The organism is Simplicispira lacusdiani (assembly GCF_003604195.1).
GTDB lineage: Bacteria > Pseudomonadota > Gammaproteobacteria > Burkholderiales > Burkholderiaceae_C > Simplicispira > Simplicispira lacusdiani.
The window spans coordinates 1-16,587 of sequence record NZ_QXGR01000005.1 but is presented as its reverse complement, the minus strand read 5'-3'; the positions used below and the strand labels follow the sequence as shown (position 1 = coordinate 16,587).

21 protein-coding genes and 2 riboswitches are annotated in these 16,587 nt (G+C 62.9%); of the genes, 6 read left to right on the top strand and 15 right to left on the bottom strand.

Going from position 1 to position 16,587, the window contains the following annotated elements; genetic code table 11:
- Window positions 1–5: 5 nt before the first annotated feature.
- A complete protein-coding gene (locus D8S75_RS07925) occupies window positions 6–407 on the bottom strand; it encodes an FKBP-type peptidyl-prolyl cis-trans isomerase (RefSeq protein ID WP_119965673.1) in 402 nt (133 codons plus the stop codon).
- Between the two features lie 325 nt (window positions 408–732).
- On the opposite strand from D8S75_RS07925, the gene D8S75_RS07920 reads away from it, so the two are divergent.
- Window positions 733–1,815, top strand: a complete 1,083-nt coding sequence (locus tag D8S75_RS07920; RefSeq protein WP_119965672.1) for an IS110 family RNA-guided transposase — start codon at window positions 733–735, stop codon at window positions 1,813–1,815.
- A 289-nt stretch (window positions 1,816–2,104) separates the two neighbouring features.
- Here D8S75_RS07920 and D8S75_RS07915 read toward each other — a convergent pair whose 3' ends face one another.
- From D8S75_RS07915 to D8S75_RS07895, 8 genes are all read right to left on the bottom strand, one after another.
- Complete coding sequence (locus D8S75_RS07915) at window positions 2,105–2,422, bottom strand: hypothetical protein (RefSeq protein ID WP_119965670.1); 318 nt, start codon at window positions 2,420–2,422, stop codon at window positions 2,105–2,107.
- A gap of 97 nt (window positions 2,423–2,519) precedes the next feature.
- Complete coding sequence (locus tag D8S75_RS17435; RefSeq protein ID WP_157982614.1) at window positions 2,520–3,320, bottom strand: hypothetical protein; 801 nt, start codon at window positions 3,318–3,320, stop codon at window positions 2,520–2,522.
- 386 nt (window positions 3,321–3,706) lie between these two features.
- Window positions 3,707–3,871, bottom strand: a complete 165-nt coding sequence (locus D8S75_RS17945; protein WP_370807539.1) for an HNH endonuclease — start codon at window positions 3,869–3,871, stop codon at window positions 3,707–3,709.
- Between the two features lie 58 nt (window positions 3,872–3,929).
- Window positions 3,930–4,109: a hypothetical protein gene (locus D8S75_RS17430; RefSeq protein ID WP_157982613.1), complete on the bottom strand. Its 180-nt coding sequence runs from the start codon at window positions 4,107–4,109 to the stop codon at window positions 3,930–3,932.
- 106 nt (window positions 4,110–4,215) lie between these two features.
- A complete protein-coding gene (locus D8S75_RS17425) occupies window positions 4,216–4,482 on the bottom strand; it encodes a hypothetical protein (RefSeq protein WP_157982612.1) in 267 nt (88 codons plus the stop codon).
- A gap of 36 nt (window positions 4,483–4,518) precedes the next feature.
- On the bottom strand, window positions 4,519–4,623 hold the full coding sequence (locus tag D8S75_RS17940) for a DUF1010 domain-containing protein (RefSeq protein WP_119965665.1): 105 nt from the start codon (window positions 4,621–4,623) through the stop codon (window positions 4,519–4,521).
- Complete coding sequence (locus tag D8S75_RS17420; protein ID WP_157982611.1) at window positions 4,613–4,927, bottom strand: hypothetical protein; 315 nt, start codon at window positions 4,925–4,927, stop codon at window positions 4,613–4,615. Before D8S75_RS17420 ends, D8S75_RS17940 begins: the two co-directional genes overlap by 11 nt.
- Window positions 4,928–4,944: 17 nt before the next feature.
- Complete coding sequence (locus D8S75_RS07895; protein ID WP_119965664.1) at window positions 4,945–5,235, bottom strand: DUF1010 domain-containing protein; 291 nt, start codon at window positions 5,233–5,235, stop codon at window positions 4,945–4,947.
- A 148-nt stretch (window positions 5,236–5,383) separates the two neighbouring features.
- On the opposite strand from D8S75_RS07895, the gene D8S75_RS07890 reads away from it, so the two are divergent.
- From D8S75_RS07890 to D8S75_RS07880, 3 genes are all read left to right on the top strand, one after another.
- Window positions 5,384–6,415 carry an integron integrase gene (locus tag D8S75_RS07890; protein WP_119965663.1) on the top strand — a complete coding sequence of 344 codons (1,032 nt, stop codon included), beginning with the start codon at window positions 5,384–5,386 and terminating at the stop codon, window positions 6,413–6,415.
- 121 nt (window positions 6,416–6,536) lie between these two features.
- On the top strand, window positions 6,537–7,775 hold the full coding sequence (gene soxC, locus D8S75_RS07885; protein ID WP_119965661.1) for a sulfite dehydrogenase: 1,239 nt from the start codon (window positions 6,537–6,539) through the stop codon (window positions 7,773–7,775).
- Window positions 7,768–8,349, top strand: a complete 582-nt coding sequence (locus D8S75_RS07880; protein WP_119965660.1) for a c-type cytochrome — start codon at window positions 7,768–7,770, stop codon at window positions 8,347–8,349. The genes soxC and D8S75_RS07880 overlap by 8 nt, the downstream gene beginning before the upstream one ends.
- A 35-nt stretch (window positions 8,350–8,384) precedes the next feature.
- Here D8S75_RS07880 and D8S75_RS07875 read toward each other — a convergent pair whose 3' ends face one another.
- The 5 genes from D8S75_RS07875 to gcvT all read right to left on the bottom strand — a co-directional run bounded on the left by D8S75_RS07875 (window position 8,385) and on the right by gcvT (window position 15,144).
- The gene (locus D8S75_RS07875) at window positions 8,385–8,996 is read right to left on the bottom strand and encodes a Crp/Fnr family transcriptional regulator (RefSeq protein WP_157982610.1); all 612 of its coding nucleotides are present in this window, start codon (window positions 8,994–8,996) and stop codon (window positions 8,385–8,387) included.
- The gene (locus D8S75_RS07870; RefSeq protein WP_119965657.1) at window positions 8,989–10,386 is read right to left on the bottom strand and encodes a class II 3-deoxy-7-phosphoheptulonate synthase; all 1,398 of its coding nucleotides are present in this window, start codon (window positions 10,384–10,386) and stop codon (window positions 8,989–8,991) included. The genes D8S75_RS07875 and D8S75_RS07870 overlap by 8 nt, the downstream gene beginning before the upstream one ends.
- Window positions 10,387–10,548: 162 nt before the next feature.
- On the bottom strand, window positions 10,549–13,443 hold the full coding sequence (gene gcvP, locus D8S75_RS07865) for an aminomethyl-transferring glycine dehydrogenase (protein WP_119965655.1): 2,895 nt from the start codon (window positions 13,441–13,443) through the stop codon (window positions 10,549–10,551).
- A gap of 131 nt (window positions 13,444–13,574) precedes the next feature.
- Entirely contained in the window at window positions 13,575–13,949 is a 375-nt protein-coding gene (gcvH, locus tag D8S75_RS07860; protein WP_119965654.1) for a glycine cleavage system protein GcvH, read from the bottom strand.
- Window positions 13,950–14,007: 58 nt separating this feature from the next.
- Entirely contained in the window at window positions 14,008–15,144 is a 1,137-nt protein-coding gene (gene gcvT, locus D8S75_RS07855) for a glycine cleavage system aminomethyltransferase GcvT (protein WP_119965652.1), read from the bottom strand.
- Window positions 15,145–15,188: 44 nt separating this feature from the next.
- A riboswitch (glycine riboswitch) is annotated at window positions 15,189–15,311 on the bottom strand.
- Between the two features lie 13 nt (window positions 15,312–15,324).
- Window positions 15,325–15,423, bottom strand: a riboswitch (glycine riboswitch).
- Window positions 15,424–15,634: 211 nt separating this feature from the next.
- Between gcvT and D8S75_RS07850 the strand changes: the two genes are divergently transcribed.
- Both D8S75_RS07850 and D8S75_RS07845 read left to right on the top strand, forming a co-directional pair.
- A complete protein-coding gene (locus D8S75_RS07850; protein WP_119966096.1) occupies window positions 15,635–16,093 on the top strand; it encodes an Lrp/AsnC family transcriptional regulator in 459 nt (152 codons plus the stop codon).
- A gap of 70 nt (window positions 16,094–16,163) precedes the next feature.
- On the top strand, window positions 16,164–16,439 hold the full coding sequence (locus D8S75_RS07845) for a DUF2164 domain-containing protein (RefSeq protein ID WP_119965651.1): 276 nt from the start codon (window positions 16,164–16,166) through the stop codon (window positions 16,437–16,439).
- 64 nt (window positions 16,440–16,503) lie between these two features.
- Here the strand turns inward: D8S75_RS07845 and D8S75_RS17935 are convergent.
- On the bottom strand, window positions 16,504–16,587 hold an 84-nt coding region (locus D8S75_RS17935), incomplete at its 5' end, for a 4Fe-4S dicluster domain-containing protein (protein ID WP_157982626.1).

The window sequence follows — 16,587 nt, the reverse complement described above, 5'->3', positions numbered from 1 at the left end:
GCCGCTCAGCGGCGCACGGACACCAGCTCGATCTCGAAGGTGAGCGTGGCGTTCGGTGGAATCACGCCGCCCGCGCCGCGCTCGCCGTAGGCGATGGAGGGCGGGCAGGTCAGCCGGGCCTTGCCGCCGGGCTTCATGCGCTGCACGCCCTCGGTCCAGCAGGGGATCACGCGGTTGAGCGGGAATTCGGTGGGCTCGCCGCGCTTGTAGGAGCTGTCGAACTCCTTGCCATCGGCGAAGGTGCCACGGTAGTGCACTTTCACGGTATCGGTGACGGCCGGGGAGGCGCCCACGCCTTCCTTGAGCGACAGGAAAACCAGGCCGCTGGGGCTGGTGACGCCTGCGAACTGCGCCATGGCGGCGGGGGCAATGGCCAGTGACGTAAGTAGGGCGAAAAGAACGCGCATGAAGGGAAGCTCCAGAGGAAAACAAAGGCCCGATGGTAGGGCTGTTTGAGGCGAGGGGTGGGGTTGTGCCGCTGGGGCGCTAAAACGACAGAAGAAGCAGGTGCTACGAAAAGAATAGCTTCTTGCGCATGCAGAATAAGCACTAGAGCCAGAAAGCACCACTAAGTCAGAACGGCAAACCTCAGCGGTTAATGCCCTGAGTTCAGCTGACGCCGTAGGTGGTCGGCTGCGATGATGGGATGGACTCCCCCGTTTGTTTGCGCGAGATTGGCGCACTGGTCTTCATTGGCGTGGGGATCAGGTCTTCAAACGAAAGGAGTCCGACATGCATGCTACTACCGTGGCCGTCGACTTGGCCAAATCCGTTTTCCAGATCGCCGTGGCCGATGACCAATGGCGCATCATCGAAACCCAGCGGCTGACCCGCTCGCAGTTCGAGCGCTGGTTCATCAACCGATCCGTGGGCTTGGTCATCATGGAAGCCTGCGGCTCGGCCCACCACTGGGCGCGCTGGCTGGGCAGCCTGGGCATCAAGGTGCGCCTGCTGCCCGCCCAGTACGTGCGGGCCTATGTGCGGCGCAACAAGACCGACGCAACCGATGCTGCCGCTTTGCTCGAAGCGGCCAGGGCGTCAGACTTGCGCCCCGTGCGTGTGAAGTCGGTGGAACAGCAGGCTTTGCAAGGGTTGCACCGCATTCGCTCGCTGTGGATGGGCCCCCGCACTTCGCGCATCAATGCCCTGCGGGGCTTTTGCCGGGAGTTTGGCATCGCTATTCCCGTAGGAGCGCGCACCGGCATTGAGACGATGGGGCGGATACTGGCCGATCCGCAGTCGGCGGTGCCTGATCTGATCCGCCACACGGCTTCGCAATTGCTCGAAGAGATCCGTTTGCTGGAAGCGCGTATCGCCCAGGTGGAGCGGCAGTTGAGCATGGCCGCCCAGCAAAACCCAGCCTGCACCCTGCTGCTGTCGGTGCTCGGTATCGGGCTGCTCACAGCCACTGCGATGGTGGCAGCCACCTCGGGGGATGTGACGCACTTTGCGGACGCACGCCACTTCTCCAGCTGGTTTGGCCTGACGCCCCGCGAGTACAGCTCGGGCGGCAGCCGCTATCTGGGCCGCATCTCCAAGAAGGGAGACCGGTACTTGCGCATGCTGCTCACGCACGGCGCGCGCAGTGTGCTGCGAGCGGCCAAGGTGGCGCAAGGGGCGGGCAAGGAGATACAGGGTGTGCGCCGCTGGGCGCTGGAAGTGCAGGGGCGCAGCAACCACAACAAGGCCACCTGCGCGCTGGCTAACAAGCTGGCGCGCATTTGCTATGCGACGCTGCGCGATCACAAGCTGTTCGATGAAGCAGCCCGGTTGAACAGGAAAGAGAACCGCCAGAGCTTTGTGATGCCGCACTGACACCGGCCAGGATCACCACGCCAGGCGCCTTATCGATTCACCACTTGCGACGAGATGATCGACCATCATGGCCCATCGGGTTCCTCCCACACCGCACTACGCCGATAACTCTTCCGGCAGCTTGCCTGCCGCTTGTAACGTGTGGCGAAGCGGTGACGCAAATTCCATGTCGGCACGGACCACCACAGAGTCCACAACAGATGCCGGATATACGACTGCAGGTTTTTTTACCCCTTGGTCCCCAATCGGTCAGGCTCTTGCTGTTGAGGGGGAGTCCATATAGGAAGGGTTAGGCGTCATTCGCGCTCGGACCCAGCCAGCGTACGGTCGGACCGATGCCAGGAGCGGCTTCCGCCGCCGCCATAGCTTCCGGCAGCGATCTATGGCCTCCGCCGCCCGCGTTAAAGCGACCCCGTTCAGTCGTCGACCCGTATTGGACGTAGTACGTGTCCTGCTCGAGGTCATTCTGAATTTCCGGCGGATCTTCCCAATCGCCAGTGCCATAGTGGATTGGGCTGTACACGATTCGGACATCGCATTCGATCTGCAGATCGTAGAGAAACGTTCCCTCTCTAACGACCCTTTCGCCCGGCTGCAGCGTTGCCATTGACGCCTAACGACGAAGGTCAGCGGCAGGCGGATAGCGCAGCTGGCCGACTGTCCGCTGGACCGGATTGTTAGCCCATGCGACTAAAACGGTTGGTTCAATCATCTTCAATTTTCTCGAATGTATCGCCAAAGTCGTCAACTTCCTCTGGCTTTACATGTGCCACCCCAAAACCTAAAGGGAAGTATGCGTGACTCTTATCCATGCTACAGAAATATGAAATCAGATCGAATCCGGATTTTATGGTGCTAAAAATAGTTGGCTGTAAGAGACGGGCGAGGAACCGTGAATCCACATCCGTTTTGCTTTTTATGGCCGTCTTCTGATGAATAATTTCATTTCGAATATCTTCTAGCTCTTTAAATTTTTGCCATAGAGGCAGCTTCTTGGGGCTGTCGATTTCTAAGACGCCCGGAACGATATCAGATATTTTTTCGCTGGTTTTGTACCAGCGCTCAATTGATTCTTTGTCCCAGAGTTCGGTTACCCCTTTGTTGTTCTTGCGCTCGAGCTTGTAGCTATGTGGAATTGCAATATTTGCAAGTGACTCAATTGCAGTATAGATGGCAATAATACTGCTCTGGATGTGCTCAAAATAATTATAAAGGCGGGTCAGATTTCGCCCCTTAATTTTCATTTTGTTTTTCTTGCCGAACGCCTTATGGATTAGGCTCTTGTAAATTCTTTCCGCTTCTTTTAATTCTCGGTGGGATATGCTTACGAACAGGGATACGTTATTCGGCGTGAAGAAAGAAATCTTGCAGTTCTCTACTGAGAACGTTTCAGTCTGCTGAATCACCACAGACATATTTGATTTTTTTTCGAGGACCACAAAGGGACGAAGCATCCGTATGTCTGACACTTTAAGGGATTTTTCCTCTGTATTGCTTTGAGCCATTTTTAGCGAGCTAAGGTTGCATTGGGAAAGAGGGCTAACGAACAAGATAAGCCGCCCGCAGTATGCGGGTCGGCTTGAGCGCCGGGTTAGACCCAACGCAAGAAAATAACCGTGACAACAAATGCCACGGACTACGAAAACCAGAGCTACTTGCCCTAGTGAAATAATGGCTAGAAGCCAAAAACACCAATAACTTACCCAACGCCACCACGACCGCGAGCTGACGAAGCCCCACGAAACGCCAACCCCACAACGAATAAACGCTTGCGAAGGCAAATGAATTTTTGATATTCATGGAATGCAATGGGTAGAAATAAAGGAACGATTAGCACCATGCTTTACAAAAATTTGAAGCCAAATGGAAAATATCAGTGCTTTGTTACATGCTAAAAGCGAATTATGTCTATGTTTGCTTTTTTTGCATGATACTTTCTATGGCATTCTGGACACTGCGTTGCCATGGTGTGGTAATTAGCAGGACCTCCCTCGCTATAGTAAAGCAAGTGATGACCATGAGCATCTTTGTAAACACCGCCACAGCGTAAACACATATAACCTTCTCGTTCTTTAACTTCTTTCTGGGCTTTGAGATGACTTGGCGGTCTTTTTTTACTCATCACCAGGCTCTTTATTTTCTAAAAGCTGAATTACCTTATGAGGAAGTGATGTTTCATCGCCAATAACTATTGTTCCACGGGCATTTGGATCAATTTCCCGTTTCGCTTTCATAACTACTGCGGCTATTTTATGCAGACTTTCTTCATCGGTGTTGTCAATCGCAATGATCATGCGATCTCGCCCACCCACAATAGAATTTTTTTCGCTCTGATTATCCGGGCAAGACCTAGCGTTATGCCCAGTCTTGCCACATTTAGAACATGGCATAATTACCGCCTTAAAATGTAATTACTTTTGGCGGATTGCCACCTTTAGATCCTTTATTTTTATTTTCTACTTTTCTTTTAATATGAATCTCGCCATCGCCTTTCGTTATTTTCCATGTTTTATTACTTAGTCGAGGATAGCCATTTTCATCTATAGATAGAATAAAAAACTCCGCATCTCCATCTTTGTGTCTTATCAATATTCTATTCTCCCAAAGTCCTATGATTTCATCACCTTCTTTGAGAATCTTAATTTCTATTTCAACTTCATTTGCCATAAATCATCCTGGACTGGAAATTTTAATTTGATGTGTTTAACGGACAAGGTAAGCCGCCCGCAGTATGCGGGTCGGCTTGAGCGCCGGGTTAGACCCGAAGCGCAAGAAAGAAGGTAGCCGAATGGGTAAGTTAGACGCCACCTAATATGGTGATGAGACCTGCTGCTTGATAGGCCGTGTGGCGGCTTTGCCAAACATCATGAGCTGAATCAATGTCAAGTATGTCAATGACCCAGCGATTCCCTTCGATGGTTTCTAACTCATATTCGCCGTAGTAGCGCCAACCGCCACGCCCAGCATTGTTGCCAAAATTCACTCGCCGGATGACTCCCTCGATTGTTGAGCCATTCTTAAGAGCAACAGAAACAATGCCAAAAATTGGGAACTCTTTCTGAATCGTAGCCATATGAACCATATCGGCATGAGTTTCTGTCCAACGGGCCATAAATTCTCCTTTGATTTCTAACGGGCGAGGTAAGCCGACCGCCGAAGGCGGGTCGGCTTGACCGAAATGTTAGAGCCAGAAGCTGAAACGGATAACCTGAATTTGGCGACGGGCGCTAACTGTGAAAAAGCGCTGCGCCACCGAGGCGGCACAGCACTACGAAAACGATAGCTGCTTGCGCTTGCTACGCAATGGCTAGAGGCCAAAAAGACTGGAAAACGACGCAATGCCAGCAGGCGAAGCCCGGAGAAACGGCAAACCCAGCGCTGAACAGCGCTTGAGAAACTAAATGCCGTTTGAATCAACATGGGCCAAATAAAGCGGGGTTTCAGTGGGCCTAACTAGAAATAGACGACAGGCATGGTAGCCCGATCAGTCCGCCAAGACAACCACCGCAACAGCAGCCACGCGTAAACCCCGACATTCGGAAAATTAGGCAAACCTAAAATTTCGCGGATGACAGAGCGCCCCGCTGAATCCTCACAGCCCACCAGCGACCCCGTCGCGCCCCGGCCGCCCAAGCTGCTGGAACGTATGCGCATTCACCTGCGCACGCGGCATTACAGCATTCGCACCGAAGAGGCGTATATCGACTGGGCACGGCGTTTTATCGTGTTTCATGGCAAGCGCCACCCGCAAGAGATGGGTGCGGCTGATGTGGAGGCATTTTTGAGCCATTTGGCGGTTGATAGGCAGGTTTCTGCCTCCACGCAAAACCAGGCCAAGGCGGCGCTGCTGTATTTGTACAAGCAGGTGCTGGAGACGGATTTGCCCTGGCTCAATGAGGTGGTTCAAGCCAAAACACCCAAGCGCCTGCCGGTGGTGCTGACGCCCACAGAGGTGCGCGAGCTATTGCTGCACATGGATGGCACCACGGGCCTGATTGCGCAGTTGCTCTATGGCACGGGCATGCGCCTGTTGGAGGCGCTGCGCCTTCGCGTGAAGGATGTGGAGTTTGCCCGCCGCGAAATCGTGGTGCGCGAGGGCAAGGGCAACAAAGATCGGGTGACGGTGCTGCCGGAGAACTTGATTGCGCCTTTGCAGGCGCAATTGCAAAAGGCCCGCGCGCTGCACGAAAAGGATCTGGCCGCTGGTTTTGGCCGTGTGTATCTGCCGTATGCGCTGGCCGTCAAATACCCCCAGGCCGACCAAAGCTGGGCCTGGCAGTGGGTGTTTCCGTCGCCAGTGCGCTCCACCGATCCGCGTCCCGATGTCCGCACGGGCGAGCTGCTGGAGCGGCGCCACCATGTGTACCCCGAATCGGTGCAGCGCGCCGTGCGCGAGGCGGCGCGGCGTACGCAGATTGCCAAGCCGGTGTCGCCCCATGTGCTGCGGCATTCGTTTGCCACGCATTTGCTGCAGGCGGGTTATGACATTCGCACGGTGCAGGAGCTGCTGGGCCATGCCGATGTGAGCACCACCATGATTTACACGCATGTGCTCAACAAGGGCGGGCGCGGGATTCTGAGCCCGCTCGACGCTTTGTAGAGCACCACCTGGCCCGGCCGGTCTTGCAAGTGCGTTAACAAAGGTTGATGCGCTGCCGTGCCCCCGCTGCAACACTGACGTTGCGGCCGATGGGTGCCGCTTTGGGATGCGGGGAACACACATGCTTTCATCGGGTGGCCGGGGCCGGTTGGCGCGGCGGGATTTTCTGGGCGGACTGACTCTGGGGGCCGGAGGGCTGGTGGCGCAGGCCGCCGAGCCGCTGGCTGCGCGCATGCCCGATTCCATGAGGACGCTGGGGGGTGCGGACCTGCCCTACGGCCAGCCATCGCCCCACGAGCAGTCGGTCCAGCGCATCGCGTCGAATGTGTCCGGGTTCGCGGCCTGGCGCACGCCCTTGCAGGAGCAGCGCGGCATCATCACCCCGAGCGGGCTGCATTTCGCGGTGCACCACAACGGATTGCCCGACATCGCGCCACGGCAGCATGAACTGATGGTGCATGGCATGGTCCGCAAGCCCCTGCGCTTCGACCTGGAGCGCCTGTTGCGCTACCCCATGGTCAGCCGCATCCATTTCCTGGAATGCGCGGGCAATTCGGCGGCCAATGCGCTCTCGCCCACGGCGCTGGACCAGACTCTGGGCGAGATCGCGGGCGAGGTGTCGTGCTCGGAGTGGACGGGCGTGCCCCTGTCGTATCTGCTGCACGAAGCGGGCTTGAAAGAAGGCGCGCAGTGGGTGGTGGCCGAGGGAGCCGATGGCGGTTCGCACAGCCGCAGCCTGCCACTGACACCCTTGCTGCGCGATGCCATGGTGGCCCTGTACCAGAACGGCGAGCGGCTGCGGCCTTCGCAGGGCTACCCCATGCGGCTGTTCATGCCCGGGTGGGAGGGCAATACGCAGGTCAAGTGGCTGCACCGGCTGGAGGTGACCGATGCGCCCGCCCACACCAAGGACGAATCCGGCCTGTACACCCAGGTACTGGCCGACGGGCGCATCGAGCGCTTTGCGCTGCACATGGATGTGAAGTCGGTCATCACCCATCCATCGGGCCAGCAGACGCTGCCGCAGCCCCAGGGGTTTTTCGAGATCGGCGGCCTGGCCTGGTCGGGCCATGGGCGGATTGCGCGGGTGGACGTTTCGGTGGATGGCGGCCAGCACTGGGCGCCCGCCCAGTTGCAGGGCCCGGTGCACGACCGGGCCTTTACCCGCTTCACGCTGCCATGGCGCTGGAATGGCCGCAAGGCCGTGCTGATGAGCCGGGCCACGGACGAGCAGGGCCGCGTGCAGCCCACCCGCAGCGAGTGGAAGCGCCGCTATGCCCTGCATTCGTTCAACCACTACAACGCCATCCAGGCCTGGCGCGTGGGCAGCGATGGCGTGGTGGAGAACGTCTATGCGTAACGCTGTGTGCACCGGGGTACTGTGGGGTGCACTGGTGGGCGTGGCCACCGCCCAGGCAGGCGCCGAGCTGCCCGCAGTGGGGCTGGGCCAGCCACTGGATGCCGCGCAGGTGCAGCGGCTGTCGATCACCGTGTTTCCTGATGGGCGCAACCTGCCCCCAGGCCAGGGCAGCGTGGCGCAGGGCGCGCGGCTGTACCAGGCACAGTGCGCGGCCTGCCACGGCGCCCGGGGCATCGAGGGGCCGGCGGCGCGGCTGGCGGGGTCGGACGGCTTTATCGGCTGGAGCGACCCGCTGCGGCCGCTGCGCATACGCCAGTACCCGCTGCATGTGATGTCGGTGGGCGCGCGCTGGCCCTATGCCACCACGCTGTTCGACTACGTGCGCCGTGCCATGCCGCACCATGCGCCCAAGAGTCTGTCGAGCGACGAGGTCTATGCCGCGACGGCCTATGTGCTGCACCTGAACGGACTGCTGGACGCCCAGGCGCAGCTGGACGCGCACAGCCTGCCCCGCATCGTCATGCCCGCGCGGGATCGGTCGGTGATGGCCTGGCCGCCTTCGTCTTCGCCTTGAAAACCGGCCTATCGGGCGGTCGAGGCGTTTTTCAATCAGGCATCGCCACGCATGCGCGCGCGGATGCGCGACAGCGACACCGGCGAGATGCCGAGGTAGCTCGCCACCTGGTGCTGGGGCAGGCGCGGCAGCAGGGCTGCATGCTCGGCCAGAAAGGCGCGGTAGCGCGCTTCGGGCGAGAGGGTGAGCAACTGTGCCTCGCGCTGCGCGTGCTGCGCAAAGAGGTAGCCCAGGGCTTCTTCCAGCAAGGGCTGCAGGCAGGGCACCTGCTGGCGCAGGTTGCGCAGGGTGGCAAAGTCCAGCTCCACGGTCTGCAGGGGTTCGAGGGCTTCGATGGTGCAGGGGCTGGGCAGGCTCTGCGTGGGCAGGCCGCCCGCCACCCAGTGGCCTTGGGCGTGAAACGAACGGTTGCGCGCCACGCCCTGGTCGCTCAGGTAGTACATGCGCACAAGGCCCTGCTCGATCAGCCAGCAGCGCGTGCTGGCCTCGCCCACGCGCAGCAGCTCGGTCCCCGCCGCATGGCTGCGCCGGGGCAGGGTGGGCCACAGCGCGGCCAGCGTGGGTTGGGCTTGCAGCAGGGCCTGCAGGGTGGCGGGGTCGCACACCTGGCACGACGGGTTCGCCGGGCCGGTGTGCCCATCAGCCACGTTGCGCCTTGAGCAGATCGGCCACCAAGAATGCCAGCTCCAGGCTTTGCGAGCCGTTCAGGCGTGGGTCGCAGGCGGTGGTGTAGCGGGTTTGCAGATGCTCGTCGGTCAGGTTCTGGCTGCCGCCCCGGCATTCGGTGACGTCTTGGCCGGTCAGCTCCACATGCAGGCCGCCCGCCACGGTGCCCGCCTGGGCGTGGGCGGCGAAAAATTCGCGCACCTCCTGCACCACCTTGGCGAAGTCGCGTGTCTTGACGCCCTGGGCGGTGGTGGTGGTGTTGCCGTGCATGGGGTCGCAGCTCCACACGACCGGGTGGCCGCTGGCCTTCACGGCGGCCAGTAGGGGCGGCAGCTTGGCGGGCAACTGGCCGGCGCCCATGCGGGTGATGAGCACCACGCGGCCGGGCTCGCGCGCGGGGTCGAGTGCTTGCAGCAGGGCCAGCACGTCTTCGGCGCTGGCGCCGGGGCCGATCTTGACGCCCACCGGGTTGGCGATGCCGCGCAGGTATTCGATGTGCGCGCCGTCCAACTGGCGCGTGCGCTCGCCCAGCCACAGCATGTGGGCCGATGCGCCAAACCAGTCGGCGGGGCGCGTGGCGCCCGCGAGCGGGGCTTCGCGCCGCGTCAGCGCTTCTTCGTAGGGCAGGAGCAGGGCCTCGTGCGAGGTGTAGAAGGCCACCTCGCGCAGCTGCGGCGTGTTGTCGGAGGTAAAGCCGCAGGCGGCCATGAAGCCCAGGGTTTCGCTGATGCGGTCGGCCAGCTCCTGGTAGCGTTGGCCCTGCGGGCTGGCGCGCACGAAGTCGGCCGTCCAGCCGTGCAGCTGGTGCAGGTCGGCAAAGCCGCCCTGGGCCAGGGCGCGCAGCAGGTTGAGCGTGGCAGCGCTGGCCGAGTAGGCGCGCAGCAGGCGTTCGGGCTGGGGCGCGCGGTCGTGCGCGGTGAAGGCGGCGCCGTTGACGATGTCGCCCCGGTAGCTGGGCAGGGTCACGCCGCCCTGGGTTTCGGTGTCGGCCGAGCGCGGCTTGGCGTACTGCCCGGCAATGCGCCCCACCTTGACCACCGGGCGCGCGGCCGCGTAGGTCAGCACCACGGCCATCTGCAGCATCACGCGGAAGGTTTCGCGCGCGGCTTCGCCGTCCAGCGTGTCAAAGCTCTCGGCGCAGTCGCCGCCCTGCAGCAGAAAGCCGCGGCCCGCCGCCACTTCGGCCAGTTGGGCGCGCAGGGCCTGCACCTCGCCAGCAAAGATCAGGGGCGGAAACTGGCGCAACTGCGCGCAGGCCGCATCCAGCGCCTGCGGGTCGGGGTAGGCGGGCATCTGGCGCACGGGGCGCGTGCGCCAGCTGTCGGGCTGCCAGGCGGGCGAGGGGGAGGGTGGGGGCGTGGTGGTGAGCATGGGGCGGGTGTGCAACGCGGCGGATCGAAGGAAAACGCCTTCTGCCGCAGGGTTGCCAATGATAGTGCGCTACAAAAACAGTAGTGCTGCAGCGCGTTGCCAGCCCACGGCCACAGTCGCATCCACCGCCGTGGCCGGGGCCACGGCGGCTGGGGCCTGGGGTCAGGCGAGTTCGCTCACCGGCACGCAGCTGCAGAACAGGTTGCGGTCGCCGTAGACATTGTCCACGCGGCCCACCGGCGACCAGTACTTGGCCTGGCGCAGGGCGGCCACGGGGTAGGCGGCGGCCTCGCGCGTGTAGGGGTGCGTCCATTCGCCGGCCAGCAGGCTCTCGGCCGTGTGTGGCGCGTTCTTCAGCGGGTTGTCGTCCTGCGGCAGGGCACCGTTCTCGACCTGGCGGATTTCCTCGCGGATGGCGATCATCGCGTCGATGAAGCGGTCGATCTCGAACAGCGTCTCGCTCTCGGTGGGTTCCACCATCAGCGTGTTGGCCACCGGGAAGGACAGCGTGGGCGCGTGGAAGCCGTAGTCGATCAGGCGCTTGGCCACGTCCTCGGCCATCACGCCGCTGGTTTCCTTCAGGCCGCGCAGGTCCAGGATGCACTCGTGCGCCACATGGCCGTTGCTGGATGCGTACAGCGTGGGGTAGTGGTCCTTCAGGCGGGCGCTGATGTAGTTGGCGCTGAGGATGGCGGCCTCGGTGGCGGCCTGCAGGCCTTCGGCGCCCATCATGCGGATGTACATCCAGCTGATCGGCAGCACGGCGGCGTTGCCCAGCGGGGCAGCGGAGACGGCGCCCACCTTGGCGGCATTGCCGGCCGTGGCATGGCCCGGCAGGAAGGGCACGAGGTCCTCCACCACGCACACGGGGCCGACACCGGGGCCGCCGCCGCCGTGCGGGATGCAGAAGGTCTTGTGCAGGTTCAGGTGGCTCACGTCGCCGCCGAATTCGCCGGGCGCGGCCACGCCCACCAGGGCGTTCATGTTGGCGCCGTCCACGTACACGCGGCCGCCATGGCTGTGCACGAGCTGGCACAGCTCCTTCACCTGCGTCTCGAACACGCCGTGCGTGCTGGGGTAGGTGATCATCACGCAGGCCAGGTTGGCGCTGTGCTTCTCGCACTGGGCCTGCAGGTCCGCCATGTCCACGTTGCCGTTTTCATCGCACTTGGTCACCACCACCTGCATGCCCACCATCTGGGCGCTGGCGGGGTTGGTGCCGTGGGCGCTGCTGGGGATCAGGCAGACCTTGCGGTGGCCCTCGCCACGGGCCTCGTGGTAGCCCTTGATGGCCAGCAGGCCGGCGTATTCGCCCTGCGAACCGGCGTTGGGCTGCAGGCTGATGCCGGCGTAGCCCGTGGCCTGGCACAGCCAGGCGCGCAATTGTTCGTCGAGCAGGCGGTAGCCTTCGAGCTGGTCGGCCGGAGCGAACGGGTGCACGTGGGCAAACTCGGGCCAGGTGATCGGGATCATCTCGCTCGTCGCGTTGAGCTTCATGGTGCATGAGCCCAGCGGAATCATGGTGCGGTCGAGCGCCAGGTCCTTGTCCGAGAGCTGGCGGATGTAGCGCAGCATGCCGGTTTCGGAATGGTGGGTGTTGAACACCGGGTGCGTGAGGTAGCTGCTGGCGCGGCGCAGGCTGGCCGGGATGAGGTCGGGCGCGCTGGCGTCCAGGGCCTCGACCGTGGGCTGCGTGGCCGTGGGCGCGAAGGCGCGCCAGAGCAGGGCGAGGTCGTCGCGCGTGGTGGTTTCGTCGAGCGACACGGCCACGCACTGGCCGCGCAGCAGGCGCAGGTTGGCGCCCGCATCCAATGCGCGCTGCACCACGGCGCGGGCGGCGTCAGCGCTGCCCAGGTCCACCGTCAGGGTGTCGAAGGCGGTGGCGTGCAGCGGGGCGAAGCCCAGTTGCTTGAGGCCCGCGGCCAGGATGGCGGTGAAACGCGCCACGCGCAGGCCGATGCGCTTCAAACCTTCGGGGCCGTGGTACACGGCGTACATGCTCGCGATGACGGCGGGCAGCACCTGCGCGGTGCAGATGTTGGAGGTTGCCTTTTCGCGGCGGATGTGCTGTTCGCGCGTCTGCAGCGCCAGGCGGTAGGCCGGCTTGCCATGCACGTCCACGCTCACGCCCACCAGGCGGCCGGGCATGGAGCGCTTGAATTCGTCGCGGCAGGCCATGTAGGCGGCGTGCGGGCCGCCCGCGCCCATGGGCATGCCAAAGCGTTGGGTGGTGCCGACCACGATGTCGGCGCCCATCTCATCCGGGGTCTTGAGCAGCGTGAGGGCCAGCAGGTCGGCGGCCAGGATCAGCGCGGCACCCTTGCCGTGGATGATGTCGGCGCTCATCTGCCAGTCGGCCAGCCAGCCGCTGGAGCCGGGGTACTGGTTGATGGCGGCAAAGTAGTCGTCCTGGCCGATGGCGGCCATCCATTCGTCGCCCGAGCGGATCACCTTGACCGACAGGCCCAGCGGCGCGGCGCGCGTCTGGATGACCTCGATGGTTTGCGGGTGGCAGTCGCCGCTCACGATCAGGGTGTTGCCCTTGGCCTTGACCGAGCGCTTGGCCAGCGTCATGGCCTCGGCGGCGGCCGTGGCCTCGTCGAGCATGGAAGCGTTGGCGATCGGCATGCCGGTCAGGTCGCACACCATGGTCTGGAAGTTGACCAGCGCTTCCATGCGGCCTTGCGAGATTTCAGCCTGGTAGGGCGTGTAGGCCGTGTACCAGGCGGGGTTCTCCAGGATGTTGCGCAGGATCACGCCGGGGGTGTGCGTGCCGTAGTAGCCCTGGCCGATGAAGCTCTTGAGGACCTGGTTCTTCGAGGCCAGCGCCTTCAGCTCGGCCAGCGCGGCCGCCTCGGTCGCCGGGGCCGGCAGGTCCATGGCCTGGCCGCGCGCGATGGAGCGCGGCACGATGCCGTCGATGAGGGCGCGGCGCGAGGCCTCGCCGATCACCGACAGCATGTGCGCCTCGTCGGCCGCGTCGATGCCGATGTGGCGGGGCAGGAACTCGGTGGTGTTTTCGAGTACGGACAAGGGCAGGGCGGCGGGCATCTGCATGGCGGGAACCAGTCTCAAAGGCAATATGAAAAAGTGAGCATCTGGCACTTGTATTCAAAGGCTTTCAGGCACTTTTCATTTTGAAAGTGCCTGAATACAAGCGCGAGATGCTATGGTTTTTGCTGCGACGCTCAGGCGCTGGCGGCAAAGCTCGAATAGGCGGTCTCGTCCATCAGGCCGTCCAGTTGCGACGGGTCGGACAGCTTGATCTTGAAGAACCAGCCGGCGCCCAGCGGGTCGGAGTTGGCCAGCGAGGGGTCGGCGCGCAGCGCCTCGTTCACTTCGACGACCTCGCCCGACACGGGGATGTATACGTCGGCGGCGGCCTTCACGGACTCGACCACGCCGGCCACGTCGCCCTGGGAGAAGCTGGCGCCCACGGCGGGCAGGTCCACGAACACCACGTCACCCAGGGCGTCCTGGGCGTGCACCGTGATGCCGACCACGGCGGCGTTGGCGTCGGCGGCGTTGATCCACTCGTGGTCCTTGGAAAATTTGATCGTCATGGGAGGGTCTCCTGAAAGATGAAGGGAATCCGGAATGTAGCCTGCGCCCGTGGCGGTTTTAGCCGCGGTAGTAGCGCGTGGGCACGAAGGGGGTGGCACAGACTTCCATGGGCACGGCCTTGCCGCGCACGATGGCGTTGACGCGCGTGCCGATGGCGGCATGCTGGGCGTCCACATAGGCCAGGGCGATGGGCTTGTCGAAGCTGGGGCCGAGCAGGCCGCTGGTGACCTCGCCGATCTTCTGGCCGCCTTCGCTCTGCAGCTCGGTGTGCTCGCGCACGGGCACGCGCTCCAGGGCCACGAGGCCCACGCGCTTGCGCGCCACGCTGGCGGGGTTGTCGAGTTGGGCCAGCACCTTGTCGGCGCCGGGGAAGCCGCCCGCGCGCGCGCCGCCGGTGCGGCGCACCTTCTGCATGGCCCAGTTCAGCGCGGCCTCCACGGGCGTGGTGGTGGTGTCGATGTCGTTGCCGTAGAGGCACAGGCCGGCCTCCAGGCGCAGCGAGTTGCGCGCGCCCAGACCGATGGGCTTGACCTCGGGCTGGGCCAGCAGGGTCCGGGCCAGGGCCTCGGCCTGCGCGGCGGGCACGGAGATCTCGAAGCCGTCCTCGCCCGTGTAGCCGCTGCGCGTGACGAAGCAGTCGCAGCCCGCGATCTGGAAGTTGCCGCCGGTCATGAACACCAGCTTTTCCACGCCGGGCGCGAGGCGCGCCAGGGCCGTGGCGGCCTGCGGGCCCTGCAGGGCGAGCAGGGCGTGGTCGGGCAGCGGAATGACTTGGCAGCGCTGGCCGATGCGCGCCTGGATGTGGGCGATGTCGCCGACCTTGCAGGCGCCGTTGACGATGACGAACAGTTCCTCCTGCGCCACGCGGAAGAACATCAGGTCGTCGATGATGCCGCCCTCGTCGTTGAGCAGCAGGCCGTAGCGCTGCTTGCCCACGGGCAGGTCGATCACGTCCACGGGCATTAGGCTCTCGAAGGCGGCGGCGGCGTCCGGGCCGACCAGGCGCAACTGGCCCATGTGCGAGACGTCGAACAGGCCGGCCGCCTGGCGCGTGTGCAGGTGCTCGGCCATCAGGCCGGCGGGGTACTGCACGGGCATGGAGTAGCCGGCGAACGGCACCATGCGGGCACCCAGTTCGATGTGCAGCGCGTTGAGGGGCGTGGTGAGCAGGGGAGCGGCGGAAGGTGCGGACATGGTGACTCCAGGGCAAATGGGGGCCGTGGCACCGGTGCCACGGGATTTGCCCTGCTGTCCGCTTTACCTGAGAGATTCACCGCTGCGCCCTGGCTGGCCGCGCGGCTTGCTCCTTCGGTGGATGGCCTGTGCGTTGCGCGCGGCCACCTCTCTCCAGCAAGGGAACGCCCGCATCACTGCGGGCGGTTGCCAGTCCTTTTGCCTGAGCGTTCGGCGGGTGCCTGCGCCTTCGGCGGTGCTGCTCGCGGGTGGCGGAGCACTCTCTCCTGACGAAGGCGCGATTCTACCCGCTTTGTCCGTGGGGTTTGTCAAGCGCCCCGGTCTGGCGGTAACCAGCCGGGGCCTTGTCATTTCGTGCGTTCCGGTAAGAGCGCCTTGATGGAAGAAGTGTGCCCCGGAGCCGCTGGATGGATTTTCTGTATTTGTGCAGGAATGGCTCTGCTGCAGAAAAATATTCTGCAAATTCCATGAATGAAGAATAATGGGCTGCATGGACCGACTTGACAGAAAAATTCTCTCCGTGCTCCAGAGTAACGCGCGCGCCAGCTTGCAGGAAATCGGCCAGGCCGTGGGCCTGAGCCCTTCGCCCTGCTGGGGGCGCATCAAGAAGATGGAGGAGGCCGGCATCATCCAGGGCTACACGGTGCGCATCAACCCGCAGTCGCTGGACCTGGCCGACACGGTGCTGGTGCAGGTCACGCTAGACAGCCATTCCGACAACACGCTGGAGAAATTTGGCGAGACGCTGGCCAGCATTCCCGAGGTGATCGAGGCGCACCTGGTGTCGGGCGACTACGACTACCTGCTGCGCGTGGTGGTGAAGGACACGCGCGACTACGAGCGCCTGCTGCGCGAGAAGCTCTACAAGATCAAGGGCATCCGCCACAGCCGCTCCAGCTTCGTGCTGCGCACGCTGAAGAAGGCCGATCTGCCGTTGTTCGCGCACTGAGATTCAAGCCAAAATGGCATGAGGCGCTTTGCCATCAAGCGCCATTAGCTATCAAAAAAGGAGCGACTGCATGGGCATCGAGATTCCCCGGCAGGCCCGCGCGGACGCCGTGGCCTCCATCGAGCGCTATTTCCAGGAGCATCTGGAACAGAAGATCGGCAACATCGCCGCCGGTGCCTTGCTTGGCTTCTTCCTGGAAGAGATCGCTCCGCTGGTCTACAACCAGGCCGTGGCCGATGTGCAGGAGCGCATGCTGCAGCGCGTCGAGGAACTCGACATCGAACTGCACGAGGACGCTTTCCAGTACTGGTCGCGGCGCGAGCGTGAACGGCGTGGCCGTCCGTGATGCCCAGCCTGCACCGGCATGAAAAAAGGGCCTGCAAGTGCAGGCCCTTCATGGGGTCGTGGGCTCACATGCCCGAGTAGTTGGGCCCACCGCCCCCCTCGGGCGTCACCCACACGATGTTCTGCGTCGGGTCCTTGATGTCGCAGGT

Bases quoted from the DNA above. Each gene is read 5' to 3' on its own strand.
- D8S75_RS07925 (WP_119965673.1), bottom strand. From the start codon at position 407: ATGCGCGTTCTTTTCGCCCTACTTACGTCACTGGCCATTGCCCCCGCC.
- D8S75_RS07920 (WP_119965672.1), top strand. From the start codon at position 733: ATGCATGCTACTACCGTGGCCGTCGACTTGGCCAAATCCGTTTTCCAG.
- D8S75_RS07915 (WP_119965670.1), bottom strand. From the start codon at position 2,422: ATGGCAACGCTGCAGCCGGGCGAAAGGGTCGTTAGAGAGGGAACGTTT.
- D8S75_RS17435 (WP_157982614.1), bottom strand. From the start codon at position 3,320: ATGGCTCAAAGCAATACAGAGGAAAAATCCCTTAAAGTGTCAGACATA.
- D8S75_RS17945 (WP_370807539.1), bottom strand. From the start codon at position 3,871: ATGTGTTTACGCTGTGGCGGTGTTTACAAAGATGCTCATGGTCATCAC.
- D8S75_RS17430 (WP_157982613.1), bottom strand. From the start codon at position 4,109: ATGATCATTGCGATTGACAACACCGATGAAGAAAGTCTGCATAAAATA.
- D8S75_RS17425 (WP_157982612.1), bottom strand. From the start codon at position 4,482: ATGGCAAATGAAGTTGAAATAGAAATTAAGATTCTCAAAGAAGGTGAT.
- D8S75_RS17420 (WP_157982611.1), bottom strand. From the start codon at position 4,927: ATGGCCCGTTGGACAGAAACTCATGCCGATATGGTTCATATGGCTACG.
- D8S75_RS07895 (WP_119965664.1), bottom strand. From the start codon at position 5,235: ATGTTGATTCAAACGGCATTTAGTTTCTCAAGCGCTGTTCAGCGCTGG.
- D8S75_RS07890 (WP_119965663.1), top strand. From the start codon at position 5,384: ATGACAGAGCGCCCCGCTGAATCCTCACAGCCCACCAGCGACCCCGTC.
- soxC (WP_119965661.1), top strand. From the start codon at position 6,537: ATGCTTTCATCGGGTGGCCGGGGCCGGTTGGCGCGGCGGGATTTTCTG.
- D8S75_RS07880 (WP_119965660.1), top strand. From the start codon at position 7,768: ATGCGTAACGCTGTGTGCACCGGGGTACTGTGGGGTGCACTGGTGGGC.
- D8S75_RS07870 (WP_119965657.1), bottom strand. From the start codon at position 10,386: ATGCTCACCACCACGCCCCCACCCTCCCCCTCGCCCGCCTGGCAGCCC.
- gcvP (WP_119965655.1), bottom strand. From the start codon at position 13,443: ATGCAGATGCCCGCCGCCCTGCCCTTGTCCGTACTCGAAAACACCACC.
- gcvH (WP_119965654.1), bottom strand. From the start codon at position 13,949: ATGACGATCAAATTTTCCAAGGACCACGAGTGGATCAACGCCGCCGAC.
- gcvT (WP_119965652.1), bottom strand. From the start codon at position 15,144: ATGTCCGCACCTTCCGCCGCTCCCCTGCTCACCACGCCCCTCAACGCG.
- D8S75_RS07850 (WP_119966096.1), top strand. From the start codon at position 15,635: ATGGACCGACTTGACAGAAAAATTCTCTCCGTGCTCCAGAGTAACGCG.
- D8S75_RS07845 (WP_119965651.1), top strand. From the start codon at position 16,164: ATGGGCATCGAGATTCCCCGGCAGGCCCGCGCGGACGCCGTGGCCTCC.